Annotated in this window: 17 protein-coding genes; 4 read left to right on the top strand and 13 right to left on the bottom strand. The window is 64.5% G+C overall.

Annotated elements, in window-relative coordinates; genetic code table 11:
• Positions 1-101: 101 nt before the first annotated feature.
• The 5 genes from accD to pdxB all read right to left on the bottom strand — a co-directional run bounded on the left by accD (position 102) and on the right by pdxB (position 5,083).
• Entirely contained in the window at positions 102-1,019 is a 918-nt protein-coding gene (gene accD, locus CYR32_RS12230; protein WP_101824724.1) for an acetyl-CoA carboxylase, carboxyltransferase subunit beta, read from the bottom strand.
• 254 nt (positions 1,020-1,273) lie between these two features.
• Positions 1,274-1,936, bottom strand: a complete 663-nt coding sequence (locus CYR32_RS12220) for a DedA family protein (protein WP_101824720.1) — start codon at positions 1,934-1,936, stop codon at positions 1,274-1,276.
• A gap of 79 nt (positions 1,937-2,015) precedes the next feature.
• Positions 2,016-2,864: a tRNA pseudouridine(38-40) synthase TruA gene (truA, locus tag CYR32_RS12215; RefSeq protein WP_101824718.1), complete on the bottom strand. Its 849-nt coding sequence runs from the start codon at positions 2,862-2,864 to the stop codon at positions 2,016-2,018.
• Positions 2,864-3,874, bottom strand: coding sequence for an aspartate-semialdehyde dehydrogenase (locus CYR32_RS12210; RefSeq protein WP_101824716.1), 1,011 nt, complete (start codon positions 3,872-3,874; stop codon positions 2,864-2,866). The genes truA and CYR32_RS12210 overlap by 1 nt, the downstream gene beginning before the upstream one ends.
• 69 nt (positions 3,875-3,943) lie before the next feature.
• Entirely contained in the window at positions 3,944-5,083 is a 1,140-nt protein-coding gene (gene pdxB, locus CYR32_RS12205) for a 4-phosphoerythronate dehydrogenase PdxB (protein ID WP_101824833.1), read from the bottom strand.
• Positions 5,084-5,293: 210 nt separating this feature from the next.
• On the opposite strand from pdxB, the gene CYR32_RS12200 reads away from it, so the two are divergent.
• Entirely contained in the window at positions 5,294-6,187 is an 894-nt protein-coding gene (locus tag CYR32_RS12200; RefSeq protein WP_101824714.1) for a DMT family transporter, read from the top strand.
• Here the strand turns inward: CYR32_RS12200 and CYR32_RS12195 are convergent.
• Positions 6,111-7,178, bottom strand: coding sequence for a DMT family transporter (locus tag CYR32_RS12195; RefSeq protein ID WP_101824712.1), 1,068 nt, complete (start codon positions 7,176-7,178; stop codon positions 6,111-6,113). The genes CYR32_RS12200 and CYR32_RS12195 overlap by 77 nt on opposite strands.
• A 126-nt stretch (positions 7,179-7,304) precedes the next feature.
• Here CYR32_RS12195 and pdxR point away from each other — a divergent pair, with 126 nt between their 5' ends.
• Entirely contained in the window at positions 7,305-8,852 is a 1,548-nt protein-coding gene (pdxR, locus tag CYR32_RS12190) for a MocR-like pyridoxine biosynthesis transcription factor PdxR (RefSeq protein WP_101824710.1), read from the top strand.
• 119 nt (positions 8,853-8,971) lie between these two features.
• Positions 8,972-10,003, top strand: a complete 1,032-nt coding sequence (flk, locus tag CYR32_RS12185; RefSeq protein ID WP_101824708.1) for a flagella biosynthesis regulator Flk — start codon at positions 8,972-8,974, stop codon at positions 10,001-10,003.
• Between the two features lie 2 nt (positions 10,004-10,005).
• Here flk and CYR32_RS12180 read toward each other — a convergent pair whose 3' ends face one another.
• The 5 genes from CYR32_RS12180 to fabB form a co-directional block, all read right to left on the bottom strand.
• Entirely contained in the window at positions 10,006-11,130 is a 1,125-nt protein-coding gene (locus CYR32_RS12180; RefSeq protein ID WP_101824706.1) for an SLC13 family permease, read from the bottom strand.
• A gap of 128 nt (positions 11,131-11,258) precedes the next feature.
• Entirely contained in the window at positions 11,259-12,656 is a 1,398-nt protein-coding gene (locus CYR32_RS12175) for a glycoside hydrolase family 1 protein (protein WP_101824704.1), read from the bottom strand.
• 17 nt (positions 12,657-12,673) lie between these two features.
• Complete coding sequence (gene bglF / locus CYR32_RS12170) at positions 12,674-14,551, bottom strand: PTS beta-glucoside transporter subunit IIABC (RefSeq protein WP_101824702.1); 1,878 nt, start codon at positions 14,549-14,551, stop codon at positions 12,674-12,676.
• 137 nt (positions 14,552-14,688) lie between these two features.
• A complete protein-coding gene (gene licT / locus CYR32_RS12165; RefSeq protein WP_101824699.1) occupies positions 14,689-15,534 on the bottom strand; it encodes a BglG family transcription antiterminator LicT in 846 nt (281 codons plus the stop codon).
• A 208-nt stretch (positions 15,535-15,742) separates the two neighbouring features.
• Positions 15,743-16,957 (bottom strand): beta-ketoacyl-ACP synthase I, encoded by a 1,215-nt coding sequence (fabB, locus tag CYR32_RS12160; protein ID WP_101824697.1) that lies wholly within the window; start codon positions 16,955-16,957, stop codon positions 15,743-15,745.
• 166 nt (positions 16,958-17,123) lie between these two features.
• Between fabB and mnmC the strand changes: the two genes are divergently transcribed.
• On the top strand, positions 17,124-19,142 hold the full coding sequence (mnmC, locus tag CYR32_RS12155) for a bifunctional tRNA (5-methylaminomethyl-2-thiouridine)(34)-methyltransferase MnmC2/FAD-dependent 5-carboxymethylaminomethyl-2-thiouridine(34) oxidoreductase MnmC1 (RefSeq protein ID WP_101824694.1): 2,019 nt from the start codon (positions 17,124-17,126) through the stop codon (positions 19,140-19,142).
• Between the two features lie 64 nt (positions 19,143-19,206).
• Here mnmC and CYR32_RS12150 read toward each other — a convergent pair whose 3' ends face one another.
• Both CYR32_RS12150 and CYR32_RS12145 read right to left on the bottom strand, forming a co-directional pair.
• Positions 19,207-19,488 (bottom strand): YfcL family protein, encoded by a 282-nt coding sequence (locus CYR32_RS12150; RefSeq protein ID WP_101824693.1) that lies wholly within the window; start codon positions 19,486-19,488, stop codon positions 19,207-19,209.
• A 38-nt stretch (positions 19,489-19,526) separates the two neighbouring features.
• Complete coding sequence (locus tag CYR32_RS12145) at positions 19,527-20,087, bottom strand: elongation factor P hydroxylase (protein ID WP_101824691.1); 561 nt, start codon at positions 20,085-20,087, stop codon at positions 19,527-19,529.
• Positions 20,088-20,114: the final 27 nt, after the last annotated feature.

Below are 20,114 nucleotides of genomic sequence, written 5' to 3'. Positions count from 1 at the left end.
TGGACAATGCACCACCCACGACGTCGGCGCAGGTGGTGCCCCTTGTCAGGTGGCGGGTGGCTGCCGCAGCAACCACCCGTTACCGGTTGTCACCGGGCCGGTCAGGCGTCCTGCTGGTTGTCGCTGACGACATCGTCGCTGTCAACCACGTGAACCACAACATTCGGCTCCGGGTGGTTGGTCAGCTTGGAGAGGATGCTGGCCAGCTTGCCGCGCATCTCCGGGCGGCGGATGATCATGTCGATCGCGCCTTTCTGGATCAGGAACTCACTGGTCTGGAAGTCCGGCGGCAGCTTCTCACGCACGGTCTGCTCGATCACGCGGCGGCCGGCGAAGCCGATGCGCGCTTTCGGTTCCGCGACGTTCAGATCACCCAGCATCGCCAGGCTGGCGGAGACGCCGCCCATGGTCGGGTCGGTGAGTACCGAGATGTACGGCAGGCCGTGCTCCTGCATTTTGGCCAGCGCGGCGCTGGTTTTCGCCATCTGCATCAGGGACATCAGCGCTTCCTGCATACGCGCGCCGCCGCTGGAGGAGAAGCAGACCAGCGGGCAGTTGTCTTCCAGCGCCTGCTCGACCGCACGCACAAAGCGCGCGCCGACCACAGAGGCCATTGACCCGCCCATAAAGGCGAACTCAAAGGAGGCCACGACGACCGGCATACCGTGCAGCGTGCCCTTCATGACGATCAACGCGTCTTTCTCGTTGGTCTCTTTCTGGGCCGCGCTCAGGCGGTCTTTATACTTTTTGGAATCCTTAAACTTCAGCACATCTTTCGGCTCAAGCTCACTGCCCAATTCCACATCGCTGCCTTCATCCAGGAAGGTATGCAGGCGCATACGCGCAGCAATCGGCATGTGATGGTCGCACTTAGGGCACACCATAAGGTTGCGCTCCAGCTCGGCGCGGTAGAGAACCTGGCCGCAGCTGTCACATTTAGTCCAGACCCCTTCAGGAATGTTCGCCTTACGGGTTTGGGTGATCGTGCTCTTATTTAGAATTCGTTCAATCCAGCTCATTGATGACCTTTCTGTTTGAACCCGGCCATTGCCGGTCCACTGTTCTTGTCCGCCGTAAACGACCCATAAAAAAATGCCCGAGATGCGCGCCCGGGGCGCGCCACTAAGGCACTGACATCAGGGGTGTCCGCACGGACAGACCATAAATGCCGCTCATTAAACCATAACGGTTCGACACTGTGGATAAAAAACTGGTCGAACCGTTAGGTTAATGTCGTCAAAACTTAACAATAATGTGACGGCGTCACCCTGTTTTACTGTTTTTGCGCCCGCGCGGCTGCGCGGCGGTGACGCCATACTTCAATTACGCCCGGCAGAATTGAAACAAGGATAATGCCGACAATCAAGAGCTTCAGGTTCTCCTGCACCACCGGCAGGTCACCAAACAGGTAACCGGCATAGGTGAACAGCAGCACCCACAGCAGCCCGCCCACGACGTTGTAGGCGGCAAAGTGACGGTAGGACATATGCCCCATCCCGGCCACAAACGGCGCAAAAGTCCGCACGATCGGCACGAAACGCGCCAGGATAATGGTTTTGCCGCCGTGCTTGTCATAGAACTGGTGGGTCTTGGTCAGGTAACTCTGCCGGAAAATTTTCGAGTCAGGGTTACTGAACAACCGCTTACCAAACAGGCGGCCGATGGTGTAGTTCACCGCGTCACCCAGGATCGCCGCGCAGACCATCAGGAACGCCATGACATGCACATCCAGGCTGTTGGACGGCAGGGCCGCCAGCGCGCCCGCCACAAACAGCAGCGAATCCCCCGGCAGGAAGGGGGTGACCACCAGCCCGGTTTCACAAAACAGGATCAGGAAGAGAATGCCGTAAATCCACACGCCATACTGCGCGACCAGTTCTGCCAGATGAACATCAATATGCAGAATAAAATCAATAACGAAATGGATAAAGTCCATAGGGCCCATCTCTGTGATGCAGGTAACAACCCCGCAGGTTTAAACGTATACCCGGCGAGCCGGGTCCCTGTGTTGCCTGTCAGTGTGCCGGGTGCAGATCGTCCGGCAAAAACAGCGGCCCCAGCGGCGGGGACGGCAGGTCAAAACGTGCCGGGTAGTCCACTGCCACCAGATAAAGCCCCTCTGCCCGGGCCGTGGCCGCGGCCTGCGTGCGATCCTTCACCGCCAGCAAATCGGCCATCCAGGTTTCCGGCTGGTTACCACAGCCGATCTCCATCAGGCTGCCGACAATGTTGCGTACCATGTGGTGAACGAACGCATTGGCCTTGATATCTACCACAATATAGTGACCCAGGCGTGTAATATTTACATGTTTTACATTGCGCCACGGGGTGCGCGACTGGCACTGCACCGCGCGGAATGAGGTGAAATCATTCTCGCCCAGCAGGCTCTGCGCCGCGCGCTGCATCCGCTGCTCATCCAGCGGCTGGTGGTAGTGCGTCACTCCCTGCTGGAGAATGGCCGGGCGGTAGCGGTGGTTGTAGATCACATAGCGGTAGCGGCGGGCGGTGGCGCTGAAACGCGCGTGGAAATCCTCCTCCACGGTTTTCACCCAGCGCACGGCGATGTCAGGCGGCAGATGGGTGTTGACCCCCATCGTCCAGGCCGCCTCTTTGCGCACGGCATCGGTGGTGAAGTGCACCACCTGCCCGGTGGCGTGTACCCCGGCGTCAGTGCGCCCGGCGCAGAAGACGCTGACCGGGTGCGCCGCCACTTTGCTCAGCGCCTGCTCGAGGCAGCCCTGCACGCTGGCGACCTCCTGCTGCCGCTGCCAGCCGAAATAGCGGCTGCCGTCATACTCGATTCCCAGCGCGATTTTAAACTGGCCTGCCGCCGGTTCCGGCGGCAGGGTCACGGCGTCAGACATCAGTACATGTACTCCTGCACCAGCTTCTCGGCGGTTTCCACCGCCATCCGCGCGCCGCCGAAGCGGATGTTGTCAGCCACGGACCAGAATTGCAGAATCTCCGGGATGCCGTAGTCGTTGCGCACGCAGCCGATGCTCAGCGCGTCGTTGCCGGAGGCATCCGTGACCTGGGTCGGGAAGTCCTGCTCATCGCTCAGCGAAATCTCCTCTACCGTCTGGAACGCCTCACGCGCCTCGTCAGCCGCCATCGGGCGCAGCGCCTCCAGGTTGACCACCTGCGCCTGGCCATAGAACACCGGCGACTGGATGCAGTTCACCGAGATCGGCAGGCCTTCGTCCTGCAGGACTTTACGCACCTGGTCCACCAGGCGGCGCTCCTCACGCACGCTGCCCGCCTCATCCGCCAGCAGCGGCAGCAGGTTGAACGCCAGCTGTTTGCTGAACAGGCTCTGCTCCACCGGCAGGCCGTTGAGCAGGCGGGCGCTCTGCCCGGCCAGATCGTCCACCGCCGCCTTGCCGTGCGCTGACGCGGAGATCAGGCTGGTGACGTGCAGGCGGGAGAGCCCGGCCTGCTCCGTCAGTGGTTTGATGGCGGTCAGCAGCTGGCTGGTCAGGCTGTCGGCCAGCGCCACGATATTGCGGTTGCGGTAATCGCCCAGCACGTGCGGGTTGACGCCCGGCACCACCAGCGGCACATCCGGCTCCAGCGCGAACAGGCCGCTGCTGTCAATCACCAGGCAGCCGGCGTTGGCCGCCTCTTCCGCGTAACGTGCGGTGGCCTCCGTCCCGGCCACAAAGAAGGCGAGTTGCGCCTGCGCCCAGTCAAACTGCGCGGCGTCCTGCACCATCACCGATTTCCCGTTGAAACGCAGGGACTCACCGGCGCTGCGGTCGCTGGCCAGTGGGAAAAGTTCCCCCACCGGGAACTGGCGTTCCTGCAGCAGTTCCAGTAAGGCGTTGCCTACCGCGCCTGTGGCCCCCAACAGGGCAATGTTCCAGCCGTCAGACATAGTGGTTTCTCCAGAAAAACAAACACAAAGGGCGGTCACTGCCGCCCATGAAAAGAGGGGGTGACGCGCTTAACGCAGCCGGGCGCTGAAGCCGAGCCGGGTCAGCAACGCGGCCGTGGCCTCGTCGTCACACTGTATGCAGAGCGACGACCATTCGCGCCGCTCCTGATAAAACTTCCGCAATTTGTCGAACTCGCCGGGGATCCCGGCCACCCGCCGCAGCGGGGCGTCATCGCGGCGCACATCATACACCAGGTGCATCAGGCGCAGCAGGGTCCCTTCATCCAGGTTCGCCGCCAGATTGCCGTTCAGCGTCACCTCGCTGACATCCGGCACCGGCAGCAGCGTCGCCAGCGGCACCTGTTGCGGCCGGCCGAGGAACTGGCTGTAGGCCTCGAACACCTGCGTGGTGCCGCGTGCTTTGCCCTCCAGGCTGTACCCGGCGATGTGCGCAGTGCCGATGTCCACGGCCTGCAGCAGCGGCAGTGAGAGATCCGGCTCCGGCTCCCAGACATCCAGCACGGTGCGCAGCGCTTTGCCGCCCCGGAGCGCGGCCAGCAGCGCGGCGTTGTCCACCACGGCACCGCGGCAGGCGTTGATCAGCACGCGGTTGTCCGGCAGCGCGGCCAGCACCTCGGCATCCACCAGGTGGCGCGAGCGGTACGGGCCCTCTTTATTCAGCGGGGTGTGGAAGGTGAGGATATCTGCCTCGGCCACCAGCTTCTCCAGCGGCCAGAACGGGCCGTGATCACCGCGCGCGGCGCGCGGCGGGTCACACAGCAGCGTTTTCACGCCCAGCGCCTCAAGCCGCGCCTGCAGCCGGGAGCCGACGTTACCGACGCCGACGATCCCCACAGTTTTATCACGCAGCTGCCAGCCGTCGCGCTGGGCGAGGATCAGCAGCGCGGAGAAGACATACTCCACCACGGCGATGGCGTTGCAGCCCGGCGCGGCAGAAAAGCCGATGCCCTGCGCCGCCAGCCAGGCGTCATCCACATGGTCGGTGCCGGCGGTGGCGGTGCCGACAAATTTCACCCCGGTGCCGGCCAGCAGATCGGCATTCACTTTGGTGACGGAGCGCACCATCAGCGCGTCAGCCCCCGCCAGCGCCGCCTGCGGGATCGGGCGGCCGGGCACCGCCTGCACCTCGCCCAGGCGGCTGAACAGGGTCTGGGCATACGGCATATTTTCATCAACCAGGATTTTCACGTCACACTCCGGCAGCATAGCGATAAAGAAGGGCAAATATTCTGCCACTGAATCACTGAGAATCCCATTATTTCAGGCGAAACCCAGACGATTGCGCAGCGGCGCGGGGGAAACGGGCACAGGGCGAGGCGGCGGGCGGGGTGGCCGGGGGAGTCGCCATCCGCGGCCGGGGCACGTACACTACCCCCTTTTTACCATGAGACAAGAGTTATGAACGCGCTTCTCCCCCTGCTGGCCGTGCTGATCTGGTCGCTGAACGCCGTGGTCAGCAAACTGGCGGCCGGTGCCATCGCCCCGGCTGCCATCTCCTTTTACCGCTGGCTGCTGGCGCTGCTGGTGCTGACCCCTTTTGTGCTGCCCGGCCTGTGGCGTAACCGGCAGGCGCTGCGCCCGCACCTGGGGAAACTGCTGGTGCTCGGGCTGCTCGGCATGGTGCTCTACCAGAGCCTGGCCTATTACGCCGCACATAGCGTCAGCGCGCTGTTTATGGGCATTCTCAGCTCGCTGATCCCGCTGCTGACCATCCTCTTCAGCATCGCCCTGCTCGGCATCGCCCCCACCCGCGGCATGGCGCTCGGCGGCGTGCTCTCGTTCGGCGGCCTGGTGTGGCTGGTCAGCGCCGGCCACCCGGAGCAGCTGCTGACCCACGGCATCGGCAGCGGCGAGCTGATGATGTTTGCCGCCTCCGCCTCCTACGCCTGTTACGGCGTGCTCACCCGCCGCTGGGCGATCCCGCTGCCGAACTGGCAATCCCTCTATGTGCAGATCCTGTTCGGCGTGCTGCTGCTGTTGCCCAACTTCCTGCTGACGCCGGACGCCACCCTCACGGCGCAGAACCTGCCGCTGGTGCTGTTTGCCGGCATCCCCGCCTCGCTGGTTGCGCCCTTCCTGTGGATTCAGGGCGTGATGCGGCTGGGCGCGAACACCACCTCAATCTTTATGAACCTGACGCCGCTGTTTACGGCGGTGATTGCGGTGCTGTTCCTGCATGAGCAGCTGCACAGTTACCACCTGATCGGCGGCGGCGTTACGCTGCTGGGGGTGTTCCTGGCACAGCGGCTGCGCACGCCGCTGCTGCGCCCGGCGAACCGTCCGGCGCCCTGACCACTGCCCGGCGGCGGCTGCGCATCAGCCCGATCCCGGCCAGCATCAGGGCGCTGCCCAGCAGCTGCCACGGCGTCAGGGTTTCGCCCAGCAACACAAAGGCGATGGCGGCGGTAAACACCAGCTCCAGGGAGAGGATCAGGTTAGCCACCGCCAGCGGCAGGCTTTTCAGGCTGAGGTTATACAGGCCGAAGCCGAGCAGCGTCGGCCCCGCTGCCAGCAGCAGCAACAGCCCCCAGCCGTGCCACTGAATGCCGGCCGGCCCCTGAGACAAAAACCAGAGGCTCCCGGTCAGGCTGCCGTCCGGCACCGGCAGGTGCCCGGCCGCGGTGTTGAACAGCAGCTGGTAGAGTGCCGCAAAGGCGAACACATAGAGAATCGTGTTCCACTCCGGGTAGCCGCGGCGGCTCGCCAGCCGCCCGCACAGTGCATAGAGCGTGGAGCCGACCCCGGTCAGCACGCCAATCAATAACCCCACCAGGCCGGTGTGCGCCGCCGCCTCATCGCCGCCCAGGCTGACCAGCGCACAGCCCACCAGGCTGACGCCGATCACTGCCAGTTGCCGGGCGCTCAGCCGCTCACCAAAACAGACCCAGCCGAGAAACACCGTAAACCCCACCGAAAAGTAGCTGAGGATGGTGGCGACCGACGCGCCGTTCAGCATGATGGAAAACGTCCAGAGCGCATTGAACAGCGCCAGCACCAGCCCGAACAGCGCATAAAACCGCAGCCGCGCCCAGCTGAGGCGCAGCCATTGCGGCCGCACACAGAGCAGCACCGGGAACAGCACCGCCGACACCAGCGCCGCCCGCCAGAAGGCCAGCACCAGCGCAGGCAACCGGTACTGTTCCGTGAGCACGCGGATGATGATGGCGGTGAACGCCAGCAGAAACGCGCTCAGCACCGCCAGTGAAAACCCCTGCCCGGCACGGGCAGGCAGGCCACCGGGCAGGGCGGTGCCCGCGGCCGGGGTTGCGGTGGAATTCGGCATAACATCCTCTCAGATAACAATAAAAGCCAGTATGAGGAATTTTACGCCCCTGCCCCTTTCCGGCCAGAGCCACTTACTATTAATCTTAAGCAGGCCACTTTCCCTTTTCTGCCGCCCAGGAGCCGTATGCACATCCCCCTCGATCGCCACAGCGTGATCCCGCTCTACCTTCAGATTGAGGAGACCCTGCGCTGCGCCATTCTCGACGGCAGCCTCAAAGAGGGGGACAAGCTCCCCTCCACCCGGATGCTGGCGGCGGAACTGGCCATCAGCCGCCTGACGGTGGAGAACGCCTACGGTGAGCTGGCGGCCAAAGGTTTTTTAGAGGCGCGGCGCGGCAGCGGGGCCTATGTGCGCCACCCTTACGCCCCACCCGCCCGCACAGCGGGCCGCCCAACGCCTTTTGATGACGGGGCCTTTCCGGTTGACCCTTTTACCACCGGCGCATCGCGGCTGGATGGGCACGCCGACACCCCATTGCCGCCGGAGGTGATCAATTTTGCCGCCGGGATCGGCAACCCGCGCATCTTCCCGCAGGAGGCGTTCCGCAAGGTGATGCATTCGGTGTTGCGCCGCCATGCGGATGAGGCGTTCCACTACGGTGACTACTGCGGTTACTACCCGCTGCGCGATACGCTGGCGCGCATCCTTTCGTTGCAGGGCATCCCGGCGCGGCCGGAGCAGATTTTGATCACCAACGGCTCGCAGCAGGCGCTGAGCCTGGTAAGCCAGACGCTGCTGCGCCCCGGCGACACGGTCCTGGTGGAGGAGCCGACCTACGCCGAGGCGCTGACGCTGTTTGCGCTTCAGGGCATCCGCACCGTGCCGATCCCCTGCGATGCCGATGGCCTCTGCACCGACGCCCTGCCCGCCCTGCTGGCGGCGCACCGCCCGGCACTGATCTACACCATCCCCAATTTCCAGAACCCCACCGGGCGCTGCCTGAGCGAACCGCGCCGCCGGCAACTGGTGGCGCTGGCCGCGGCCGCCGGGGTGACGCTGCTGGAGGACGATTTTGTCGGTGACCTGCGTTACGAGGGGGCGGCGCTGCCTTCGCTGCGATCGCTGGCCACCGGGGGCGGCGTGATCTACATCGGCACCTTTTCCAAGATGCTGATGCCGAGCATCCGCATCGGCTATCTGGTGGCGGACGCGGTGCTCTACCCGCGGCTGGCGCAGCGCAAACATCTCGACAGCTTCACCACCTCCAGCCTGCTCCAGCGCTCGCTGGACGCCTTCGTCACTGTGGGCAGTTACCAGCGCCAGCTCCAGCGCGCCTGCCGCCTCTACCGCCGGCTGCGCGATGTGGCGGCAGAGGCGCTGGCGCGCCACCTGCCGGAAGGGTGCCGCATGGAGCTACCGGCGGGCGGGCTGTTCCTCTGGCTGCAACTGCCGCCGGATATCCCGGTGTCACGGCTGATGCCGCTGGCGTGGCAGGAGAAGGTGACCTTTGCGCGCGGGGCCTGCTTCTACCGGGACAACCCGCAGGCAGAGTTCACCCTGCGGCTCAATTTCAGCGCCAACACGCCGGAGCGCACCCTCGCCGGCATTGAGCGGCTGGCACGGGCGATGGCGTTATGCCGGGCGCAAAGCCGGCACCCGGGGCACACCGCGGAGAGCGCCGCCGCAGAAAATGGGGACGGAGTGAGCAATCGGCCCCCGCCGATGATTTAAGCGACATTCATCACTATCCGTGATGGGTACAGGTTGGTATCATTTGCCCACACTGCCGCCCCCGGCGATTCCCCTGCGCGGCATCCGGCTCTCCTCTGTACATTAAGGACTTCAACGCTATGCAACCATTGAGCGGCCCCGGCACCCCTCCGGTCAGTGACCGGCACCTGCCGTCAGCCAAAACCGGGCCGACCCCGCCCGGCGAGAACCAGCCGCTCACCTCCGCACAGCGCACCACGTTGGAGAAACTGGTGGTGAAGATCATGGCGCTGACGCCGATGAAGGCCGCCGAGCTGTGGGCCACGCTGCGCCACGACCTGCACGTGCCGAACGAGGGGGAGATCAGCGCCGGGCAGTTCCCGCAGGCGGAGCAGAACCTGCAAAGCCGCCTGAGCAGTGCGCAGGAGAGCCATGCCACCCGCCAGCTGCTGCAACAGCTCACGGAGCTGCTGCCGCTCGGCAATAACCGGCAGGCGGTCAGCGATTTCATCCGGCAGAATTTCGGCCACACGGTGCTGAGCCAGCTGAGCCATGAGCAGCTGCATCAGGTACTGGCGCTGATCCAGTCCGGCGGGCTGACCATCCCGCCGCCGCAACAGACCCCGGTGATGGACCGGCCGGTGCTGCCCGCCGAACAGCGCAGCCTGCAACAGCAGGTGGCGCGCCTCAGCGCCGCCACCGGCGAGAAACCGGCCAAACTGTGGCAGGAGCTGTTCCGGCTGGCCGGGGTCTCCACCACGGATCCGATGCCCGCGCGCCACTTCCAGGTGATCACCCAATACCTGCAGGCGCGCCACGCCCTGAGCCAGCAGACCAGCCCGACGCTGCACAGCCTGCATACGGCGCTGAAGCACCCGGCCAGCGCCGAGGAGCAACAGCAGTTAACGGAGTACGCCCAGACGCAGTTCAACGCCGGGCCCGCCACCCCGCTCACCGCCGCGCAGCTGCACGACCTGCTGGGGATGCTGTTCAGCCGCCGCGTTGACCGCAGCGCGACCTCGGCGTCGATGGTGCAGGCCACCCCGGCCCCGCAGCCGCTGGTCAGCCCGCTGATCGCCCTGCTGCCGCGGCCCCTGCAGGGGGCCGGCGGCGTGCCGCTGCTGTTCGCAGCCTGCTGCGTGGTGCTGGTTATCCTCTGGTTACTGTTCTGACCTCAGGCGGTCAGCGCCAGCAGCGCCCAGCCTGCCAGCGCGCTGACCAGCAGAAACGGCAGTGAGTAGAGGTGGAACCGCAGCCAGATGCGCCGGTCACCGGCCATCCTGAGGGCAATCAGGTTCGCCAGTGAGCCGATCGCCAGCCCGAAGCCGCCGATGTTCACCGCATAGGCCACCAGCACGCTGGAGGGCACCGTGTTCATCAGCAGGATGGTGGCCGGCACGTTGCTGATCAGCTGCGATAACCCGATGCCGAGCAGGTAAAGCCCGCCCTCCGGCAGCCCGGGGATCTGGGCGATCAGCGGCCGCAGCAGCGGCAGATCCGCCAGCAGCCGGATGTCGATGAACATCGCGATAAACACCAGAATCAGCCCCCAGTCGATCTGCACCAGCACCCGCCGCGCCAGCAGCAGCAACCCGGCCAGCACTGCCAGCAGGCCATACCCCGCCGCCCCCAGCTCCACCGACACCAGAAACAGCAGGTAAAGCAGCGCGCAGGTGATCAGCAGTGGCTTACGGCAGGCGGTGCCCTCCGGCAGCCGCACATCGCGGATCGGCCGCGCCGGGAAGCTGAACCAGGTCAGCGCCAGCAGCAGCGCCATGCTCACCGCCATCAGCGGCAGCATCTGGCCGGTAAAGGCGGCAAACGACACCCCGGCACGGTTCCACAGCAGGATGTTCTGCGGGTTGCCGATCGGCGTCAGCAGTGACCCGGCATTCACCGCCAGCGCCTCGAAAATGATCAGCCGCGTTACCGGCAATGCGGAGAGTTTTTTCAGCGTGATGGTCAGCGGCACCACAATAAACAGCGCCACGTCGTTGGTCATAAAGGTGGAAAGCAGCGCGGCGGCGGCCACCATAAACAGCGCCAGCGGCCGCTCGCGGTGCAGGCGGCGGATCATCGCCCGCCCCAGCAGGTCAAAGAAGCCGCTGCTCTCCACCCCTTTGGTCAGCAGCAGCAACCCCAGCAGGGTGACGATCGTGGGCCAGTCCACGGCAGCCGGGAAGGTGCGCACCGCCGCCGGGTGCAGCGCGGTGAGCACGGCCCCCAGCAGCAGCAGCGCCTGTAACAGGCGATCGTGGAACAGGCTGCGGAACAGGCGGTAAAACAGCGTCTTGACCATAGGGAACGGCTCTCAGGAAACGGGAGAGAGAAGGTAACGCGGCGTGCGGGATTATGCCAGTGCGGTGCGCAATTCTGGAAAGTGCCCCGCAAACACCGGCTTACGGGGCAGAGGGTAGCGGGGGCGGATCAGCGCGTCAGGCTCCCGCCGTTGCTGCGGATCACCTCCTGGTACCAGCTGAAGCTTTTTTTGCGGCGGCGTTCCAGCGTGCCTTCGCCGTTGTCATCGCGGTCCACGTAGATGAAGCCGTAGCGCTTCGACAGCTCCGCCTTCGAGGCGCTGACCAGATCGATCGGCCCCCAGCAGGTGTAGCCCATTACCTCCACGCCATCCTCAATCGCCTCACCCACCTGCACCAGGTGGTCATTCAGGTACTGGATGCGGTAGTCGTCCCGGATGCTGCCGTCCGCCTCGATCTTATCCTTCGCCCCCAGGCCGTTCTCGACGATAAACAGCGGCTTCTGGTAGCGATCCCACAGCAAGTTGAGCAGGATGCGCAGCCCCACCGGGTCGATCTGCCAGCCCCAGTCTGAGCTGGCGAGGTGCGGGTTCGGCACCATATTGAGGATGTTGCCGCGCGCCTTCTGGTTTTGCGACTCGTCGGTGGTGACGCAGCCGGTCATGTAGTAGCTGAAGGAGATGAAGTCGATAGTCTCTTTCAGCGTCTCGCGGTCTTCGGCGGTGATCTCAATCTGGATGCCGTTCTCGCGGAAGTAGCGGTTCATGTAGGCCGGGTAGTAGCCGCGCGCCTGCACGTCGCCGAAGAACAGCCAGTCGCGGTTCTGGCGCTGGGTCTCCAGCACGTCGTCCGGGTGGCAGGAGAGCGGGTAGAGCAGCCCGCCCAGCAGCATATTGCCGATTTTGCCGTCCGGGATTTCCTCATGCAGCGCTTTTACCGCCGCGGCGCTGGCCACCAGCTGGTGGTGGATCGCCTGGTAAATCTCGCTTTTGCTGCTCTCCTCCGGCAGGCCGACGCCGGTGAACGGCGCGTGCAGCGACATGTTGATCTCATTGAAGGTCAGCCAGTGTTTGACCTTCGCGCCGTAGCGCCGGAACACCGTGCGCGCATAGCGGGTAAAGCAGCCGATGGTCTCGCGGCTGCCCCAGCCGCCGTGGTTTTTCACCAGCCCGTAGGGCATCTCATAGTGGGAGAGCGTCACCAGCGGCGTGATGTTGTACTTCGCCATCTCATCAAACACCCGGTCATAGAACGCCAGCCCCGCCTCATTCGGCTCCGCCTCGTCGCCCTGCGGGAAGATGCGCGTCCAGGCGATGGAGATACGCAGGCAGGTAAAGCCCATCTCCGCGAACAGCGCAATGTCTTCCGGGTAGCGGTGGTAGAAGTCGATCGCCACATCCTTGATGCCGTGGTCGCCCTCACGGCGCTCCACGATCTCGCCGAAGATGCCGCGCGGTTGCAGGTCAGAGGTGGACAGCCCTTTGCCGTCCGTCAGGTAGGCACCCTCGACCTGGTTGGCGGCAATCGCCCCGCCCCAGAGGAAATCGGCCGGAAATGGTTGTGTCATGGTTCTCTCCTTATTGATTAATGAATCACCGTCAGCAGCGGCGCCCGGCCCAGGATGCGGGCGCCCGGCACGCAGAGCACGTCGGTAAAGTCGTCACTGTTGCTGACCAGCATCGGGGTGGTGAGGTCATACCCGGCGGCCTTGATCGCCTGCGGGTCAAAGGTCAGCAGCAGGTCACCGGCCGCGACCCGGTCGCCCGCTTTGACATGGGCGGTAAAATGGTCGCCGTTGAGTTTTACGGTATCGATGCCGACATGGATAAGTATTTCACTGCCGCCCGTGGAGGCGATGCCGATGGCGTGGCGGGTGGCGAACACCGAGGCGACCTCCCCGTCCACCGGTGAGGTGACGCGCCCCTCTTCCGGCACAATCGCCACCCCTTTGCCGAGCAGGCCGCTGGCGAAGGTTTTGTCCGGCACCTGATCCAGCGCCACCAGGGTGCCGCTCATCGGGCTGAGCAGGGTCTCGCCGGAGGCAGGCGCAGCAGGCGGCGTCTCTGCGGCTGGGGCGGCCGGGGCGGCTGCAGCCGCAGAGACCCCGAACAGCCGGGTCATCACAGCGGCAAACAGCAGCGCCAGCAGGGAGCCGGTAATCCCCGCCCACACGGTGCGGTCGATGCCGCCGGGCGGGATAATCTGCGCAAAGGTGAAGATGCTCGCAAACCCGAAGGAGTAAGCGTTGGTGAGGTAGAAGCCCATGATGCCGCTTCCGATCGCCCCGCCCAGGCAGCCGAAGATAAACGGCCGTTTTGCCGGTAAGGTTACGCCGTAGACCGCCGGTTCGGTGATGCCGAACAGCGCCGCGGTAAAGGCGGAACCGGCCAGCGCCCGTTTGCGCGGTTCACGGCTGAGCAGGAACATGCCGAGCGCCGCCCCCGCCTGCCCCATCACCGCCGGGACTACCAGCGGCAGCAGGGTGTCATGCCCCAGCACGCTGAGGTTGTTCATCATCAGCGGCACCAGCCCCCAGTGCAGGCCGAAGATCACGCAGACCTGCCATAACGCCCCCATCACCGCCCCGGCCAGCCACGGCGCGAAGATGTAGATCGTCTGAAGGCCGTTGGCCAATTGCTGGCTGAGCCAGGTGGCGGCAGGGCCAATCAGCAGGAACGTCAGCGGGAGGGTAATCATCAGGCAGAGCAGCGGCGTAAAGAAGTTGCGGATGCTGCTGTGCAGCCGTGGGGCGAGGGTTTTCTCCAGCCAGCAGCTGACCCAGGCCGCAAACAGGATCGGGATCACCGAGCCGCTGTAGTTGATCAGCGTCACCGGCAGGCCGAAGAAGGTGAAGGGCGCGCCGGTGCCGCTGCTCTCCGCCTGGAAGGCGGCCAGCATCAGCGGGTGCATCAGCGCGCCGCCGATGGCCATCGTCACAAAGGGGTTGCCGCCGAATTTTTTCCCGGCGGTGTAGCCTAAAATCAGCGGCAGGAAGGTGAACATCGCGTCCCCGGCGGCGAAGAAGATCCGGTAGGTGCCGCTGTTCTCCTCCAGCACGCCGCAGACCAGCGCCAGTGCCAGCAGCCCTTTCAGGATGCCGGAGGCCGCCATCAGCCCGATCACCGGCGTAAAGATGCCGGAGACGACGTCAATAAAACGGCTGAACAGGTTCTGCCGGGCGGCGCTGCCTTCCGCGTCCGGCGCGCTGCTCTCGCCCAGCCCGGCCTGCTGCATCAGCGCCCGGCAGACGTCGCCGACGTGGTTGCCGATCACTACCTGGAACTGGCCGCCGCTCTCTACCACCATGATCACGCCGGGGTGCTGTTTCAGCGCGTCGGCATCTGCTTTGTCACGCGCGCGCAGCCGGAAGCGCAGCCGGGTGGCGCAGTGCATCACGCTGAGTATGTTTTCCCGGCCGCCCACCCCGTTGAGGATGTCGCGTGCCGTCTGCTGGGTATCCATTGCCTCTTCTCCTGTTAGGGTGACAGGCCGCCGGGGGCAAAAAAAAACCTGAATGCCCCCGCGCTGCCTGCCGGCAACCGGGAACATTCAGGTTTTGCCCGCCTGACGGCAGTAACAATCCTGTGTGCTGACGGCGCTTAGCCGGGCGGCAGCCGCCCCTCCTTGCGTACCCGCTCAATGTGGATAGCAAGGAACATCAGCTCTTCTTTGGTCAGCGCCTGCTGGTACTGGCCGGCCATATGCTGCGCGACTTTGCCCGCGCAGCGGTACGCCTGCGGATAGGTCGCTTTGACGGCATCGTGCAGCGAGAGGTCATCGCTCTCTACGCCCGTGCGGGCGTGCATCCGCTGGGCAAAAAACTTCAGGTGCGTCACAAAGCGGTGGTAGCTCAGGGAGGCCTCGTCATAATCCAGCGCCAGCTGGTATTTGACGATCTGCAGAATCTCCTGCATCACCCGCGTCACGTGCATCACTTCCGGCATATTGCCGTTAAGCTGGGCATTGACCAGATGCAGGGCGATAAACCCCGCCTCATCATCCGGCAGCTGCACCTTTAACCGCCGGGCGATCAGCGCCACCGCCTCCCGCCCCAGCGCGAACTCTTTCGGGTAGAGCCGGGCGATCTCCCACAGCAGGCCGTTGCGCAGCGGCGTGCCGAGCTTTTGCCGCTCAATGGCGTGGTAGCAGTGGTCCGCCAGTGAGATACAGAGGCTCTCATGCAGCGTGCCGAGTCTGGCCGCCGCCTGGGTAATGATGCAGTCACAGGTGGTCATCACCTCCAGCGGGATATGGCTGAGCAGCTCGCCGAGCCGGGCCGTGAGATCGTTGCCCTTCAGGGCGAAAATCTTCTCGACCGCCTCCCGGCGGATAGCCTCGCCCACCTGCTTCTGGAAGCCGATGCCGCGCCCCATCACCACCTGCTCCTGCCCGTGGCCGTCCAGCACCACCACCACATTGTTATTGAGTATCTTGGCGATCTGCATTCTCATGCCCTGAAAACAAAAAAACCCGACCGCCCGGCCTAAGCCGTTCGATCAGGTCTTGCCTGCGGTTGCAGTCACAATCCTACTGCGGTCAACGTATCATAACGATGAATAGCATCAACGCGATGAATACAAAAACGTGATGTATCTCTCCCGGCAGGCGTAAAAAAACCCGCCGGAGCGGGTTTTTATCAACAGCGGCCAGGGCTTACTGGGCGAACTTGCGCATCACCAGCGTGGCGTTGGTGCCGCCGAAGCCGAAGCTGTTGGACATCACGGTGGTCAGCGCGCGCTGGGTCGGCTGGGTGATGATGTCCATGCCTTCTGCTTTCTCGTCCAGCTGCTCGATGTTGATGCTCGGCGCAATGAACCCGTGCTCCAGCATCAGCAGGCTGTAGATCGCTTCCTGCACGCCTGCGGCACCCAGGGAGTGGCCGGTCATCGCTTTGGTGGCGGAGAGGGCCGGGGTGGTGTTGCCGAACACTTCACGGATCGCGCCCAGCTCTTTCACGTCACCCACCGGGGTGGAGGTGCCGTGGACGTTGATGTAGTCAACCGGGGTATCCAGGCCCTGCATCGCCATCTTCATGCAGCGCACTGCGCCTTCACCGGACGGGGCCACCATGTCTGCGCCGTCAGAGGTCGCGCCGTAGCCGACGATCTCTGCGTAGATGTGCGCGCCGCGTGCCAGAGCGTGTTCCAGCTCCTCGACGACAACCATACCGCCGCCACCGGCGATCACGAAACCGTCACGCGCCTGGTCGTAGGTGCGGGAAGCTTTTTCCGGGCAGTCGTTGTAGCTGGTGGAGAGCGCGCCCATGGCGTCGAACTCACAGGCCATCTCCCAGCAGAGCTCTTCGCCGCCGCCGGCAAAGACCACGTCCTGTTTGCCGAGCTGGATCATCTCAACCGCGTTGCCGATGCAGTGTGCGGAGGTGGCACAGGCGGAGCTGATGGAGTAGTTCACGCCGCGGATTTTGAACGGGGTCGCGAGGCAGGCGGAGACACCGGAAGCCATCGCCTTGGTCACCATGTACGGGCCAACGCCGCGCAGCCCTTTGGCGCGCATGCCGTCGGAACCGGCAACCTGGTTGCGCGGGGAGCCGCCGCCGGAACCGGCAATCAGGCCGGTGCGCTCGTTGGAGACCATCTCATCCGTCAGACCGGAATCCTTGATCGCTTCCTGCATGGAGAGATAAGCGTAAACAGAGGCATCACTCATGAAGCGCATGATCTTGCGGTCAATCAGGCCGGTGGTATCCAGTTTCACATCGCCCCATACGTGGCTGCGCATACCGGAATCTTTCAGCTCCTGTGAGAAAGTGATCCCTGAACGCCCTTCCTGCAGGGAGGCCAGAACTTCCTGTTTGTTATTACCAATACTTGAGACAATCCCCAGGCCAGTAATCACTGCACGTTTCATGTAATACCTCTTCCACTTTTAAGTCGGGATTTTGCCACGCACTCTAGCGTACAGTTGTACGCCGAACAAGTCCGATCAGCAACAGTCTGCTTATTATATGCAAATTTGCGCCGGGATAAGCGCGCCGCTAAAATCCCCGCCAACCCTTGAGCCATGAGTATCGCGCGTGAACCACTCCCCAATCCAACCCGCCAGCCTGAGCTGGAATGAACAGGGTACACCTGTTTCGCAACAGTTCGATGACGTCTATTTTTCCAACCAGGACGGGCTGGAGGAGACGCGCCACGTTTTCCTGCAGAGCAACGGCTTCCCGGCCCGCTTTGCCCGGTCTCCGCGCCGCCGCTGTATCGTGGCGGAGACCGGCTTCGGCACCGGCCTCAACTTCCTGACGCTGTGGCAGGCGTTTGACCGCTTCCACCGGGAGAACCCGGATGCCGTGCTGCAACAGCTGCACTTCATCAGCGTGGAGAAGTTCCCGCTGTCGGTGGAGGATCTGGCGGCGGCCCATGCACGCTGGCCGGAGCTGGCAGAGTACGCGCAGGCGCTGCGCGAACAGTGGCCGCTGCCGTTCTCCGGCTGCCACCGGCTGCTGCTGGCGGGCGGCGCGGTGACGCTGGATCTCTGGTTCGGGGATGCCAACCAGTGGTTTGCGCAGGCGGATGCCAGCCTGGAAAAGCAGGTTGATGCCTGGTTCCTCGACGGCTTTGCGCCCGCCAAAAACCCGGATATGTGGTCAGAGACGCTGTTCCAGGCGATGGCGCGGCTGGCGCGCCCCGGCGGCACCTTCGCCACCTTTACGGCAGCGGGCTTTGTGCGGCGCGGGTTGCAGCAGGCCGGGTTTGCGGTGCAGAAGATCAAAGGCTTCGGCCAGAAGCGGGAGATGCTCGCCGGGGTGATGGGCGAGCAGCCCGCCCTGCCCGCCGCCGCGCCCTGGTATGCGCGCCCGGCGGCGGATAACCACGCTGACGTGGCGATTGTCGGCGGCGGCATCGCCAGTGCCATGCTGGCGCTGGCGCTGTGGCAGCGCGGCAGCCGCGTCACCCTCTATTGCGCAGAGAGCGAGGCGGCGCAGGGGGCCTCCGGTAACCGGCAGGGGGCGGTCTACCCACTGCTGAACGGCCATCAGGATGCGTTCGAGCAGTTCTTCGCTGCCGCCTTTACCTTTGCCCGCCGCCACTACCCGCAGCTGGCGGCGCGGGGCGTGCAGTTTGACGGCGACTGGGGCGGCGTCGGCCAGCTCGCCTATGATGAGCGCAGCAGCCGCAAAATCGCCGCCCTGCTGGCAGCGGGCTGGCCGCAGGCACTGGCGCAGGCGCAGAGCGTGGAGGAGATGGCGCGCCACAGCGGCGTGGAGACCGGCTTCGGCGGCGTGCGCTACCCCCTTGGCGGCTGGCTCTGCCCGGCCCAGCTGACCCGCGCCCTGCTGGGCTGGCTGGCGGAACGCGGCGTGACGCTGGCGTTTAACCACACCTTAACAAGCCTGACACCGCAAGAGAACGGCTGGCAACTGGCGTTTGCGGAAGGTGCCACGGCGCACCACGCCACGCTGGTGCTGGCGAACGGCCACCGCCTGACGGACTTTATCGCCCTGCCTGCCTACCCGGTGCGCGGCCAGGTCTCCCATATCCCGACCACCCCGGCACTGAGCCAACTGCAACAGGTGCTCTGCTATGACGGTTACCTCGCCCCGGCCGACGCCAGCGGGCAGCACTGCATCGGCGCCAGCTACCAGCGCGGTGACACCGACACCGGCTACCGCATTGAGGAGCAGCAGCAGAACCGCCAGCGGCTGATCGACTGCCTGCCGGACAGCCGCTGGCCGCAGGAGGTGGATGTCTCCGCCGGAAACGCCCGCAGCGGCGTGCGCTGTGCCACCCGCGACCACCTGCCGCTGGTGGGCCAGGCCCCGGATTTTGAGGCCACGCTGGCCGCCTACGCTGACCTGCCGCGCCAGCGCGCCGCCGGGGCCGCAATCCCGGATGCGCCGGGCTATGCCAACTTCTACCTGCTCGGCGCACTCGGCGCGCGCGGCCTGACCACTGCCCCGCTGGTGGCGGAGATTCTGGCGGCCCAGATCCACGGCGAGCCGCAGCCCTGCCCCACCGACGTGCTGGCGGCGCTCAACCCGAACCGCTTCTGGGTCAGGAAGCTCCTCAAGGGCCGCCCAGTCAGCGACGCAGGCTGACCTTGACGCCATGAAAAAGGGCCTCGTCATGAGGCCCTTTTTGTCAGCGCGGTTTCAGCCTGAATCAGGATTCGATCTGCGCCTGATGGTAGAGGTTGTCCCACATCGCCTGCACCAGCACCTGATCGCGCGGCGCGAGTTCCCCGGCGTGAATCGCTTTATTCAGGCTGATCTCCACACGCTGCTTCAGCGCCTGCGGCGTATGTTCGCCGTTCTCTTCAGCTTCCGCCACCGCCAGGGTCAGATGACCGCGCAGGTAACCGCCCGCAAACAGTTCATCGTCACTGGCGCGGTCCACCATGTCATCAATCAGCGCCAGAATACGCGCTTCAAATTCAGCGATCATCACTCTTCCTCATTCATCAATCGGGGCGAATGCTGTGCTCAGAGATCTTCCGGGTAGGGAAAATCCTCGGCGGTCAGCGTTGGCGTATTGTAAAACGAATGTAACGCGTTAATAAAGCGTGCCGGACGCGCCGGGATGCCCTCTGCCAGCAGGTGAAGCACCCGTTCGCGCACTTTGCGCTGGAACGCGATGCGATCCGGCTCCACATCGCCGCTCAGATTGTCACAACTGACGTTAAACGGAAAGCCCGCCGCCACGCAGAACATCCACTCCAGCGCCTGCGGCTTGATCTCGACCTGCTCAAATTCAGACTGGGTCTGGGCGTCGCGCCCGTCCGGGCAGTACCAGTAGCCGAAATCGACCTGCTGGCGGCGTGCCTCCCCGGCGATGCACCAGTGGGAGATCTCATGCAGCGCGCTGGCGTAGTAGCCGTGGGCGAATTCGATGCGGTGGTAAGGGGTCTCCTCATCGGCGGGCAGGTAGATCGGTTCGCCCTCTCCGCGCACCAGCCGGGTGTTGAAGTCGTCGCTGAAGCAGCCGTTGAAGATCTCAATCAGCTGCGGATAGTGGTGTGTGGTCTCTGCCTGGGTCGTGTTCATCATGTTCATGTCGTAAAAAGTAACGGG

It is taken from the genome of Chimaeribacter coloradensis (assembly GCF_002858715.1).
Classification (GTDB): domain Bacteria; phylum Pseudomonadota; class Gammaproteobacteria; order Enterobacterales; family Enterobacteriaceae; genus Chimaeribacter; species Chimaeribacter coloradensis.
This window is presented reverse-complemented; position numbering and strand designations above follow the sequence as displayed.